The following is an 11,901-nucleotide window of genomic DNA, read 5'->3' on the forward strand; positions in this document are numbered from 1 at the left end:
AAAAGCGAATCCTATTCGTCGAGCTTTTCACCGGTGAGCACATGGGCGTGCACATGGAAGACCGTCTGACCTGCATCCAGACCAGTGTTGAACACCAAGCGGTATGCTCCATGGAATTCTTCATCCGCGATGTGCTGGGCGATGGCAACGATATGGGCCAGCTCCTCGGGATCAGCGGCGGCAAGCTCTGCGACATTGGCGTAATGCTTCTTCGGCACAATCAGCACATGCACCTTGGCTTTCGGGTTGATGTCCTTGAAGGCGTATGTGGTGTCGTCCTCATAAACCTTGGTGCTGGGAATCTCACCTGCGATGATCTTGCAGAACAAGCAGTCGCTGGATTCGCTCATCGTATTCCTCATCTTTCTTCGGTTGTTGTGCTAGCCATCAGCTTAGCGCGGGGCCAGGTCCCGTTATTCGTAACGGCCCAACGCTCGGGACAGCAATGACAACGCAACCGGGCCGGCTGTGGCGGCACGCAGGATATTGCCGCCCAGCACGCAGCTAATCGCTCCGGCTTGGGTGAATTCCTCCACTTCCTGCTCGCTGATGCCGCCTTCAGGCCCGACCACCACGTTCACGGTGCGTGGTTTGCCGTCCGCGAGACTGCGTTCCATCAGTTGCGCGACCTTGGCCTCCACGCCATTCCATGTATCGGTGGCGTCCTGATGGAGCACCACCACCAAATCGCCATGCACGCAAGCCCTACGGCAAATAGCCACCACCTGCTTGCTGGAAACGCATTCCTCCAATCGGGGCTTGAACGCGCGACGAGACTGCTCAGTGGCCGCGGTCAGCACGGCCGACCATTTTTTATCGGTCCGGCCGGCCTTCCACTTGGCGATGGAACGGTCGGCCTGCCATGGCACAACCTGATCGACGCCGATCTGGGTGGCCATATCGATGGCCTGTTCATCATGGCCCGTTTTTGCCAACGCCTGAATCAGAGCGAGCCTCGTCACCGGCTCAGGCTCACGCCAGACTTCGTCAACCTCGGCAAGTCCGGCTTCAGGGTCTGCCATCACCGCATGGATGCGAAGACCGTCGCCATCTGAAAGCTGCAGCCCATCACCGGACTTCAGCCGCATGGCCTGAACGGCATGACGCTTGATATGCGCAGGCAACGTCAGCTTCCAGCCGGCATGCAGCTCATCACTGTTCACCGGTACGTCGTCAACGGTCGGATCGAATAGGAATAACGCATCAGTCATGACTTCTAGGCTACACGCGACACGCCGAAGGACACGCTCAAATTGCATCCACGTAATTTCATGCTAAAGTACTTACTCGTTGTCCAAACGACACCTGCCCGGGTGGCGGAATGGTAGACGCGCTAGCTTGAGGTGCTAGTGCCTATTTTATACAGGCGTACGGGTTCAAGTCCCGTCTCGGGCACAGAACAAACCCCTTGCATTGCAAGGGGTTTTTCAGTATCTGCCGCAATACTGATTCCAATCACAGTCATACGTAGCCATGAAAGGGCATCATGCAGTTCGTTACGCTCCAAACCGTCGATGATCCGCGCGTCGAAGCCTATGTCAGCCTGACCGAAATGCAGTTGCGCAACCGACTCGAACCAGCGAAAGGCATGTTCATCGCCGAGTCCCCGAAAGTCATCGACCGCGCGTTGGCCGCTGGGCGTGAACCGCTGTCTCTACTGGTCGAAGAGGCATGGCTGGAAGGCATGAGCGACACGTTCGCATTCATCGATGCACATTGGGGCGAGGAAATCCCCGTATATGTGGCCTCTGCCGAACAGCTGAAACGTTTAACCGGTTACCGCCTGCATCGTGGCGCATTATGCGCAATGCGGCGTTGGCCGTTGCCCACCGTGGCAGAGGTCTGCAAAAACGCCACACGGGTGGCCGTCATGGAGAATATCGTCGATCACACCAACGTCGGCGCACTGATGCGTTCAGCCGCCGCGCTCGATGTCGATGCCGTGCTGGTCACTCCCTCATGCGGGGACCCGCTGTATCGCCGAGCCGCACGCGTGTCGATGGGCACGGTATTTCAGATTCCGTGGACGCGTATCACAGGCTTCAACGAAGACGGCACGGAAGACAAGCATTATTGGCCGTTCCGCGGCATCGACGAGCTGAAGGCCCTGGGCTTTACCACGGTTGCCATGGCTCTGGAAGATCGTTCCATCTCGTTGGACGAGCTTACTCGTCGTCTTCATGCACCGGCCAGCGATCCTGCGTACATCGGCAAGCTTGCCCTGATTTTCGGCACCGAAGGCGACGGCCTGTCACACCACACCATCGCCCGTGCAGACCTTACGGTGAAGATTCCAATGAGCCATGGCGTCGACAGCCTGAACGTGGCCGCCTCCAGCGCCGTGGCATTCTACGCGACACGCCACTGAAGCTTTCTGTCTGGACGTTTTTGGGCAAAATCCACTGGTATCGTACAAATTCGCACAACTATTCATCACAAGTTCACGGCACGCGGAAGCGATAGCCTTGCGTGTTCGTTTTTTTCTGCAATTATTAACTGTGTAAACCAAATGCAACGAAGCGTTTGGCCAAGCAGTACGGTGTCGAAAGACGCTTTAGAACAAGAGAGGACAGTAGCGATGGCCAAGAATCCTAAGATTCTGTCAATTGTGCTTGCAGGCGGCGAGGGGACCCGCCTGATGCCGTTAACCCGAGATCGCGCAAAGCCTGCCGTTCCGTTCGGCGGCGTATACCGTTTGATTGATTTTCCGTTGAGCAATCTGGTCAACTCCGGCTACCGTCAGGTAGTTGTGCTCACCCAGTACAAGTCGCATTCCCTTGACCGTCACATTTCCCAGGTCTGGCGCTTCTCTCCGCTGCTGGGCTCCTACGTGTCCCCAGTGCCGGCCCAGCAGCGTCTCGGCAAGCACTGGTACCTCGGCTCCGCCGACGCCATCTATCAGACCATCAACATCATCGAAGACGTACAGCCTGACATCGTGGTGATCGTGGGTGCCGATCACGTCTACCGCATGGACTTCGAGCAGATGGTGCAGCAGCACATTGAGTCCGGTGCCGAGTTCACCGTCGCCGGTATCCGCCAGCCCATCGAACAGTCCAACCAGTTCGGCGTTATCGGAGTCGATCCGGAACACCCGAATATGATCAAGAACTTCCAGGAGAAGCCGACCACCACCACCGGTCTGCCGGATAATCCGAACCAGATCCTCGCCTCCATGGGCAACTACGTGGCCAACACCAAGGCGCTGTTCGAAGCACTGGCCCTCGATGAGAAGGCCGCCGATACCAAGCACGATATGGGTGGCGATATCGCCCCGTACTTCGCTTCCCGCAACGAAGCCGGCGTCTACGACTTCAACTCCAACGAGATTCCAGGCTCCACCGCCACCGACCACGCATACTGGCGCGATGTGGGTACCATCAAACAGTTCTATGATGCGCACATGGATCTGATTGCCTATGTGCCGGAGTTCAACCTGTACAACCAGGATTGGCCGATTTACACGATGTCCGGTAACCTGCCACCGGCCAAGTTCGTGCACGCCGGTCGCGACCGTCTGGGCCACGCCACGGATTCCATCGTCTCCCCCGGCGTGATCGTTTCCGGCGGCGAAGTGCACCACTCCGTGCTCTCCCCCAACGTTCGCATCCATTCCTGGGCTCAGATCGTTGACTCCGTGCTCTTCGACGGCGTGGTCATCAACCGTCGCGCACGCGTGTACAAGGCCATTCTCGATAAGAACGTGGTGCTCACCGAAAACTCCACGGTCGGCATTGATACCGAGCATGATCTGGCCCGTGGCTTCACCGTCACGCCGGACGGTATCACCGTGGTGCCGAAGAACACCATCGTTGATGATTGATTGACGGCATGATTATGGAAAACCCCGCAACCTTTTGGCTGCGGGGTTTTCCATAACCGCTCACGAATGGGGGCGTCCATCATGAGGTTCCCCTCGTCGCGTGGAGGGGAACCTCATGTGATGCATCAGTACGTCGGCATGTTTTCGAAGTTGAAGCCAAGTGCCGCAAGCTGGTCGCGGCCTTCCGGCGTGATGCGGTCCATCGTCCAGAGAGGATCCCACGTCCAGTCGATGCGGAATTCCTCCACCAGGCCGGCGAGCGTGGAAGCGCATTCATCCTCGATCAGATCGGTCAGCGGGCAGGCAGGCGTGGTGAGCGTCATGGTGATGATGGCACGGCCGAGTTCGTCGATTTCAATGCCATATACCAGACCAAGGTCAATCACGTCGATGCCCAATTCAGGGTCGATGACCTGATGTAATGCTTCGCGTACATCTTCCGCGGTGGCACGGCCGATATCATCCACCGCCTTCAGCGGGATATCGTTGCCATCGGACTGTTCATCATCAGAGCAACCACATTGACCATGATGGTTGCCGCACGCGCAAGTATCGTCATTGTGCTCTGCAGGTGCAACTGGATGGCCGTTCGGGAAGCCCTTAGCCAACGCAGGATTCATCATCACGCGGCGGGAGGCCTCCTCATCCTTCAGCACATCATTGACAGCGTCGAAAATGGACGGCTGCGGCTCAGGAACCAGATTGTTATCCGTCATAATTACCTCAGTTCTTCGCGGCAAGGGCTTTGGCGATGGAGTCCTTCAGCCCCTCCCAGCCTAGCAGAGCGCATTTGATACGCATAGGGTATTTCGAGACTCCTTGGAATACCACGGCGTCGCCCAACTTGTCTTCCAAATCCTCGTCGTCCAAGCCCGCACCACGTGATTCCATGAGCTTGTGGAACACCTGTTCCAACTGCATGGCCTCATCAACGGTTTTGCCGTCAACGAGATCCACCATCACAGACAGGCTCGCCTGAGAAATAGAGCATCCGTGACCGTCCCATACCAATCGCTTGATGGTGTGCGGCTCATCATCGGACACCTCGACATGAACAGTGGCCTCGTCACCGCACGTCGGGTTGAACTGATGCGATTCGCCAGGCGTGCAATATTCATGCGTGGCATGAACCGTGGTGTTTGCGGCGGCTTGTCCGGATTCCTCTGTGGCAGCGTCCGGAGCGAAGGATTCCTTGCCGTGCGGGTGCTTGGATGCCTCGAGGATGACCTCTTGGTACATCTGCTCGAGTTCATCTCCAGTCATACCAAAATCACTCATATCTTTTCTGCTACTCCACTTCGAAGAACTTGCGAATACCCTTGGCCGCCTCGACCAGCGCCTTGGCATCTTCCACGGAATTGTAGACGCCGCTGGAGGCACGGTTCGAGGCGTACAAACCAAAGTGACGATGCACCGGCTGAGCGCAGTGATGACCAACGCGAATGGCGATGCCTTGTGCATCGATGTATTGACCGACATCATGCGGATGCACGCCGGCTACATCGAAGGCCACAGTGCCAATGCGGTCCTTGTTCTCGCGGGGACCGAGAATCCTGATGCCCTCGATATCGCCAAGCTTCAGCAGCTCGTCGGTGATGGTGCGTTCATGGGCCTCGATGTTCTCCAACCCAATGTTCATCATCCATTCGGCGGCAACACCGGCAGCTACCACCTGGGCGACCGGCTGGGTGCCGGCTTCGAAGCGAGCGGGCGGAGCCATGTACTGAGCCTCATGATCCATATAGGCGAGCTCCACCATGGATCCGCCGAAATTGGCCGGAGGCAACGCTTCGAGCATTTCGCGTTTGCCATAGAGGAAGCCGACGCCGGTTGGGCCGTACATCTTGTGGGCGCTCCAAGCAGCGAAGTCGACGTCCAGCGCATGGAAATCGACCTTGAGATGTGGCACGGACTGGCAAGCATCAAGAATGAAGACGGCACCCACCTCATGGGCACGCTTGATGATCGGGGCCACGTTGGTGATGGCACCGGTGGTATTGCCGACATGGGTCACGGCCACGACCTTGGTACGGTCGGTGATGACTTCCTCCAGATTATCCGTGCGTACACGGCCGTCCTCGGTCAGATCGATCCACTTGAACGTGGCACCGGTGCGGTAGGCCAGCTCTTGGAACGGCAACAGCACGGAATGGTGCTCGGCGCGGGACACCACGATCTCATCGCCAGGCTTCAAAGCGAAACGCTTGGCAGCCTCTCCCCCACGTCCCAGTGATGCATTGCCGAATGCGGTAGCCAACAGGTTGAGGCCAGCGGTTGCGCCGCCGGTGACCACGATTTCCTCTTGGCCTTCCTCGGCATTGGCACCAACCAGCTTGGCTACCTTGGCGCGGGCCTCTTCGAATGCCACAGTAGAGCGTGCGGCAAGCTCATGCGCACCACGATGCACGCCGGCATTGATCGTGCGATAGAAGTGCGCTTCCGCATCAATTACGCATTCAGGTTTCTGCGAGGTTGCCGCAGAGTCGAGGTACACCAGCGGATGCCCGTGAATCTCCTGATTCAAAATCGGGAACTCGCCCCGAATCGCCTTAAAATCAACCATCATTATCCCCTTAGGTTTTTCTACGGCTAGGAGTGCAAGGCTGGGATGTGCTGGTCCCGACCGCAGGCTTGGCCGAACGGCCTTGAGTGTGTCGGGAATAGTACATCCCAGCCCTGCACGGCCTCGAGTGACTTTGTCAGGCCAGAGCGGATTCGGAATCGGCGCCTTCGGGCAGGTAGGCGTCGTAGCCGTTCTCCTCAAGCTCATCGGCCAGCTCAGGGCCGCCGGTCTTGACGAAGTGACCGTCTGCAAACACGTGCACGATATCCGGCTTGATGTACTTCAAGATACGGGTGTAATGGGTGACCATGAGAATGCCGAACTGGTTGGCTTCCTTGGCACGGTTCACGCCTTCGGACACGATGCGCAGGGCATCCACGTCGAGGCCGGAATCGGTTTCATCGAGAATGGCGAACTTCGGCTTGAGCAGTTCGAGCTGCAGCACTTCGGCGCGCTTCTTCTCACCGCCGGAGAAGCCTTCGTTCACGGAACGGGTGGCGAACTTTGGATCCATCTTAAGTCGCTTCATAGCCGCGGAAAGATCCTTGGCCCACTGGCGGATGCCCGGAGCCTCACCGTCGATCTCGGTCTTGGCGGTTCTCAGGAAGTTGGTCATCGAGACGCCCGGAACCTCCACCGGGTACTGCATGGCGAGGAACAGGCCCGCCTTGGCACGCTCGTCCGGGGTCATCTTCAGGATGTCCTGGCCGTCGAGCAGAGCCTCTCCGGAATCGACCACGTACTTCGGATGGCCGGCCAGCGTGTAAGCCAGAGTGGACTTTCCGGAGCCGTTGGGGCCCATGATGGCGTGTGTTTCACCGGAGTGAACGGTCAGGCTGGCACCCTTGAGGATCTCCTTGATGCCTTCCTTGGTTTCCACATGGACGTGCAAGTCCTTGATTTCGAGTGTTGACATGATTTGCTCCTAAAACGTTCGTTCTTACTTGTCTTCGAGGACCTGCGTCATGGCTGCGTCTTCTCCACGAGCCAGACGACGGTCAATGACGTCCATCAGATGTTCGGAAATGGCGGGAATGCCGATTTCCTCCACAAGCTCACCGAAGAAGCCACGCACCACAAGCTTGCGGGCTTCAGCTTCGGGAATGCCGCGTGATTCGAGGTAGAACAATTCCTCATCATCGAAGCGGCCCACGGAGGAGGCATGGCCGGCACCGATGATGTTGCCGTTTTCGATTTCGAGGTTCGGCTCGGAATCGGCGATAGCACCCGGAGTCAGCACAAGGTTACGGTTCAACTCGTAGGAATCGGTACCGGGAGCAGTCGGCTGAATCAATGCATTGCCCACCCATGTGGAGTGTGCTCCCTTGCCGTCGAGTGCACCCTTGTAGACCACGCGGGACTTGCAGTCGGGGTGGTTGTGCACCACCATTGTGCGGTGTTCGATATGCTCGCCGGGATCAACGAAGTAGATGCCGAGCATGTTGAGATCGCCCTGCTCGCCGCCGAAGTCCTGATCCATGCGAATGCGAACGATGTCGCCGCTCAGGGTGACGACGGAGTGGCGCAGGGACGCGCCCTCCCCGACATGGATGCGGTGATTGCCGACATGCTTGGCAGTCTTCGTCCATTCCTGAATGAACGTGGTGGAAACATGCGAATCCTTGCCAGTGGTGATCTCCACGCCTTCGGCAAGGCGCGCATCGCCGTCATGTTCCACGACCACGTCGGCATGTGCGCGATCGGCAGCGGCGATCACCAGATGGAAGGCGTCGAGATCGGCACCTGCACCATGGACCTTGACCAGCACCGGCTGAGCGATTTCGCCATCCAGCTCGAGAACGGTGGCCGTCGCGCCGGAGTCCCATTCCACTGCGGATACGCGATCGTTCGGCTTGGAGACGGTACCGGACAGACCTTCGCCAAGCTTCACCTGGGAGAGTTTGACGCCTTCTACGATCGGCGATCCATCGATCATCGACACTTCGATTTGGGTTTCGCCGGATGGCTTGAACACGGTGAAGAACTCATTGATGCGTTCGATTGGCGTGTAGCGCCAGTCATCCTGCTTGCGATCAGGCATCGGATAGTCATCCGCATCGAACGAGCGGACGGCGTGATCCACCGAAGATGGCATGGCAGCCGGAACGGCATACGGATCATTGGGATCCGCCACCGGAATCTTGATTTCCTTGACGGGTGTTGTTGTATCGGCCATTGGTATCAGCCCACCGATCCTTCCATCTGAAGTTCCACAAGTCTGTTGAGTTCAAGTGCGTATTCCATCGGCAGTTCACGGCTGATCGGCTCGACGAAGCCACGCACGATCATGCCTTGGGCTTCCTCTTCGGTCAGGCCGCGGCTCATCAGGTAGAACAGCTGGTCTTCAGAAATCTTGGAGACCGTGGCCTCGTGTGCCATGGACACGTCGTCCTCGCGAACGTCAACGTGCGGATACGTATCGGAACGGGAGAAATCATCCACCAGCAAGGCATCGCATACCGTGGAGTTGGAGGATCCTTCCGCCCCCTTGACGATCTTGACCAGACCACGATATGCGGAACGACCGCCGCCGCGGGAGATGGACTTGGCCACAATGGTGGACGAGGTGTGCGGGGCCAGGTGAATCATCTTGGCACCGGTATCCTGATACTGCCCCTTACCGGCGAAGCCGAGGGACATCGTGGACGCCTTGGCATACGGCTCAGCGAGGATGCAGGCCGGATACTTCATGGTGGCCTTGGAGCCGATGTTGCCATCCACCCATTCCATCGTGCCGCCTTCGCGCACATAGGCGCGCTGGGTCACCAGGTTGTAGACGTTGTTCGACCAGTTCTGCACGGTGGTGTAGCGCACACGGGCATGCTTTTCGACGATGATCTCCACGATGGCGGCATGCAGGGAATCCTCGGACCAGATCGGTGCGGTGCAGCCTTCCACATAGTGCACGTAGGAACCCTCATCGGCAATAATCAGCGTGCGCTCGAACTGGCCCATTGCCGGGGTATTGATGCGGAAGTAGGCCTGCAGCGGTATGTCGACGTGCACGCCCTTCGGCACATAGACGAAGGAGCCGCCGGACCATGCAGCAGTGTTGAGTGCGCCGAACTTATTGTCTTCCGGAGGCACAACCGTGCCGAAATACTTCTTGACGAGTTCGGGGTATTCGCGCACCGCGGTGTCGGTGTCCACGAAGATGACGCCCTTCTTCTTCAAATCCTCCTGAATGGAGTTGTAGATGACCTCAGATTCGTATTGTGCGGCGACACCGGAGACCAGACGCTTCTTCTCGGCTTCGGGAATGCCCAGACGATCATAGGTGTTGCGAATATCATCGGGCAGCTCGTCCCAGCTCTTAGCCTGCTTGTCGATCGGCTTGACGTAATACTTGAAGTCATCGGCATTGAAGCCGGAAAGATCGACACCCCACTTGGGCATAGGCTTTTCGAGGAACGCCTTGAAACCACGAAGACGCATGTCGAGCATCCACTGCGGTTCGCCCTTGTCCGCGCTGATTGCGCGTACCACGTTCTCGTCGATGCCTCGTTTGGCAGCCTCACCTGCCGCATCGGAATCATGCCAGCCGTAGCTGTAGTCTCCGAATTGGCTGATGATTTCATCGTCCTTCTTGATCTTATCCTCGTTGACGCGGGAACGATCGGCCACATACTGGCTCATCTCCACGTCAGCGGCGGCGTTTGGTGCTGTGTTTTCGCTCACCATCCTGCCTTCCTTATTACTCACTAGTCCTAGGTAAACCTAACAGAACCTGTGGCGAAACACTACTAGCCACACTGAATATTGGCTATGCGCATACGTGATGTATGGCACATAGCAATAGGGCCCATCCGAAGATGGGCCCTATATGTAAGCAGGTTGGTTCATTCCTTTATGCCTGCACATGCACAGACGTGCCATCAAGGCACCAACCGTAGAACCATTCGGCCACATCCCAGCCAATGCCTACGCAACCGTGAGAAGTGTTGGCATTCATAGCGCCGATTGCGGCATCAGACATCGGAGAGACAATACGATGAATTGCACACCCGGACTTGGAGAAATAATTCACAAAACCGACGTCCTTGACATCCCATTTCGAGGAAGAGCCATCGGAAAGCGTCAGATTGCCGCTCATATCCTGCGACTGGTATTTGAGCCAAATCTTAAAGTCACCGGTAGGCGTGCACAGATCGCCAGTGCATTGACCGGTTCCGCGAACATTGCCTTCGCCTGCAGACATATTCATCGTCTTGATGAGCTGATCATTCTCGTAGGCGTAGACCTTGCCGTCGGACAAATCGACTACTACATGACGTTTCGTGGTCTTGGTCTGCATCGGGTCCACAGTGCCTTCCACGGTGACGGAACCGCTGCCCTGCGCGAGAGCTTCCACGGCATCCTGACCGATATGAGCATCGGCGCCACTGGCAACGGTGACCCCGTCATGACCCTCTTTGATGACCTTGAGTTCGTCACCATCATTATTGACGATGACTTCACGGTCCTCACGGCCGGTATGCAAATTCGGCTTGATGGAATCGACATAGTATTGCTGCAGTTTGGTCGCATCAAAAACCACATATCCGCTGCGAGTCTCATTGGAGCCAAGCTTGGCGTTCTTATTGGCTTCGATATGCGTAGATGCAGCCAATGCCGGAGCGTCAATCGAGGCAATCTGATGATCGGTCACCTTGATGGTCACCGGATTGGCGACCAAAGCATCAAGCGTGGTCTTGGCATCGTTGGCCACGGCATCGGTCACAGCTGGCTCGGTGTTTTTAAGGGCAACGGTCACCGCCTGGGCAGGCTCATTCCCAAGGGTTTTGACACTGGTCAAAGCCGCCTGGGCCACTGGTTTGGCGTCAAGGCCTTCACCTTGCTGGCCCGCGACAACTTCGAAACCGTTACCGTCTGCGTTCAGCTGCACCTTGGCATCCACAGGCTTGACTTCATTGACGCCGAGCTTGGCATTGAGCGTTGCATTATCCGCCGCATCAGCAGTGGCCGGAGTGACGGTCACGTTCTTCTTCACCCAGAACGCGTACTGCTGCCACCATGCATCGCCACGCTTGGCATTGACCACATCGGAGGCGATGGCATCGGAATCGACGCTCAGTCCAAGATCTTTCAGGGAAACCTTGGCGGTCTTGCCTTCATAATTTACCGAGACGGTGGCATTGCCGACGGCATCATCAATCTGTTCGGCGATATGGCTCTGGCTTTGACCCATCACCGGGTTGCCCCACAGAGTCACGCCAGGTAATGCATGCGATTGGAAGAACCAGAATCCGCCGCCGAGACCGGCGACGAAAACAGCCACCACGCCCAATACGAGCCATGGCCAGATTACATGGCGCCTGCCATGCCTGACTTTTAATGTATGATCATCAATCTCCTGAATCGGCTGAGCGACATCGAAAGGAGTGAACACAGCCGTCGTTTCCCCGTCGCTTACCGACCTCGCGACACCGGGCTGAGGCGTGCCCATCGTCTGACCGTAGTTATCCGTCATCTTGAACTCTTACATGTTTTGTTGCCGTTCGTACAATGCCTGTAC

General features: G+C 57.2%; 11 protein-coding genes and 1 tRNA gene. 3 read left to right on the forward strand and 9 right to left on the reverse strand.

Going from position 1 to position 11,901, the window contains the following annotated elements; genetic code table 11:
- Nucleotides 1-11 precede the first annotated feature (11 nt).
- Both F7D08_RS03735 and F7D08_RS03740 read right to left on the reverse strand, forming a co-directional pair.
- Nucleotides 12-350 carry a histidine triad nucleotide-binding protein gene (locus tag F7D08_RS03735; RefSeq protein WP_152209358.1) on the reverse strand — a complete coding sequence of 113 codons (339 nt, stop codon included), beginning with the start codon at nt 348-350 and terminating at the stop codon, nt 12-14.
- A 63-nt stretch (nt 351-413) separates the two neighbouring features.
- Nucleotides 414-1,211: a 16S rRNA (uracil(1498)-N(3))-methyltransferase gene (locus tag F7D08_RS03740; protein WP_152209359.1), complete on the reverse strand. Its 798-nt coding sequence runs from the start codon at nt 1,209-1,211 to the stop codon at nt 414-416.
- A gap of 96 nt (nt 1,212-1,307) precedes the next feature.
- Between F7D08_RS03740 and F7D08_RS03745 the strand changes: the two genes are divergently transcribed.
- The 3 genes from F7D08_RS03745 (at nt 1,308) to glgC (ending at nt 3,823) form a co-directional block, all read left to right on the forward strand.
- Nucleotides 1,308-1,395: transfer RNA gene (locus tag F7D08_RS03745), tRNA-Leu, on the forward strand.
- Between the two features lie 91 nt (nt 1,396-1,486).
- The gene (locus F7D08_RS03750) at nt 1,487-2,368 is read left to right on the forward strand and encodes a TrmH family RNA methyltransferase (protein WP_152209360.1); all 882 of its coding nucleotides are present in this window, start codon (nt 1,487-1,489) and stop codon (nt 2,366-2,368) included.
- A gap of 210 nt (nt 2,369-2,578) precedes the next feature.
- Nucleotides 2,579-3,823, forward strand: coding sequence for a glucose-1-phosphate adenylyltransferase (gene glgC / locus F7D08_RS03755; RefSeq protein ID WP_100494097.1), 1,245 nt, complete (start codon nt 2,579-2,581; stop codon nt 3,821-3,823).
- Between the two features lie 125 nt (nt 3,824-3,948).
- Here the strand turns inward: glgC and F7D08_RS03760 are convergent, their stop codons facing one another.
- The 7 genes from F7D08_RS03760 to F7D08_RS03790 all read right to left on the reverse strand — a co-directional run bounded on the left by F7D08_RS03760 (nt 3,949) and on the right by F7D08_RS03790 (nt 11,856).
- Nucleotides 3,949-4,539 carry a metal-sulfur cluster assembly factor gene (locus tag F7D08_RS03760; protein ID WP_152209361.1) on the reverse strand — a complete coding sequence of 197 codons (591 nt, stop codon included), beginning with the start codon at nt 4,537-4,539 and terminating at the stop codon, nt 3,949-3,951.
- Between the two features lie 7 nt (nt 4,540-4,546).
- Nucleotides 4,547-5,101, reverse strand: coding sequence for a Fe-S cluster assembly sulfur transfer protein SufU (gene sufU / locus F7D08_RS03765; protein ID WP_193316185.1), 555 nt, complete (start codon nt 5,099-5,101; stop codon nt 4,547-4,549).
- A 10-nt stretch (nt 5,102-5,111) separates the two neighbouring features.
- On the reverse strand, nt 5,112-6,386 hold the full coding sequence (locus F7D08_RS03770) for a cysteine desulfurase (protein ID WP_152209571.1): 1,275 nt from the start codon (nt 6,384-6,386) through the stop codon (nt 5,112-5,114).
- A gap of 136 nt (nt 6,387-6,522) precedes the next feature.
- Nucleotides 6,523-7,302, reverse strand: a complete 780-nt coding sequence (gene sufC, locus F7D08_RS03775) for a Fe-S cluster assembly ATPase SufC (RefSeq protein ID WP_152209363.1) — start codon at nt 7,300-7,302, stop codon at nt 6,523-6,525.
- A 24-nt stretch (nt 7,303-7,326) separates the two neighbouring features.
- Nucleotides 7,327-8,562, reverse strand: coding sequence for a Fe-S cluster assembly protein SufD (gene sufD, locus F7D08_RS03780; RefSeq protein WP_152209364.1), 1,236 nt, complete (start codon nt 8,560-8,562; stop codon nt 7,327-7,329).
- A 5-nt stretch (nt 8,563-8,567) separates the two neighbouring features.
- On the reverse strand, nt 8,568-10,067 hold the full coding sequence (gene sufB / locus F7D08_RS03785; protein ID WP_152209365.1) for a Fe-S cluster assembly protein SufB: 1,500 nt from the start codon (nt 10,065-10,067) through the stop codon (nt 8,568-8,570).
- Between the two features lie 166 nt (nt 10,068-10,233).
- A complete protein-coding gene (locus tag F7D08_RS03790; protein WP_152209366.1) occupies nt 10,234-11,856 on the reverse strand; it encodes a L,D-transpeptidase in 1,623 nt (540 codons plus the stop codon).
- Nucleotides 11,857-11,901 lie beyond the last annotated feature (45 nt).

This window comes from Bifidobacterium cebidarum (genome assembly GCF_009193305.1).
Classification (GTDB): domain Bacteria; phylum Actinomycetota; class Actinomycetes; order Actinomycetales; family Bifidobacteriaceae; genus Bifidobacterium; species Bifidobacterium cebidarum.

What these genes read in the sequence shown, in the direction of transcription:
- F7D08_RS03735 (WP_152209358.1), bottom strand. Translation starts at nt 350, where the DNA reads ATGAGCGAATCCAGCGACTGCTTGTTCTGCAAGATCATCGCAGGTGAG.
- F7D08_RS03740 (WP_152209359.1), bottom strand. Translation starts at nt 1,211, where the DNA reads ATGACTGATGCGTTATTCCTATTCGATCCGACCGTTGACGACGTACCG.
- F7D08_RS03750 (WP_152209360.1), top strand. Translation starts at nt 1,487, where the DNA reads ATGCAGTTCGTTACGCTCCAAACCGTCGATGATCCGCGCGTCGAAGCC.
- glgC (WP_100494097.1), top strand. Translation starts at nt 2,579, where the DNA reads ATGGCCAAGAATCCTAAGATTCTGTCAATTGTGCTTGCAGGCGGCGAG.
- F7D08_RS03760 (WP_152209361.1), bottom strand. Translation starts at nt 4,539, where the DNA reads ATGACGGATAACAATCTGGTTCCTGAGCCGCAGCCGTCCATTTTCGAC.
- sufU (WP_193316185.1), bottom strand. Translation starts at nt 5,101, where the DNA reads ATGAGTGATTTTGGTATGACTGGAGATGAACTCGAGCAGATGTACCAA.
- F7D08_RS03770 (WP_152209571.1), bottom strand. Translation starts at nt 6,386, where the DNA reads ATGGTTGATTTTAAGGCGATTCGGGGCGAGTTCCCGATTTTGAATCAG.
- sufC (WP_152209363.1), bottom strand. Translation starts at nt 7,302, where the DNA reads ATGTCAACACTCGAAATCAAGGACTTGCACGTCCATGTGGAAACCAAG.
- sufD (WP_152209364.1), bottom strand. Translation starts at nt 8,562, where the DNA reads ATGGCCGATACAACAACACCCGTCAAGGAAATCAAGATTCCGGTGGCG.
- sufB (WP_152209365.1), bottom strand. Translation starts at nt 10,067, where the DNA reads ATGGTGAGCGAAAACACAGCACCAAACGCCGCCGCTGACGTGGAGATG.
- F7D08_RS03790 (WP_152209366.1), bottom strand. Translation starts at nt 11,856, where the DNA reads ATGACGGATAACTACGGTCAGACGATGGGCACGCCTCAGCCCGGTGTC.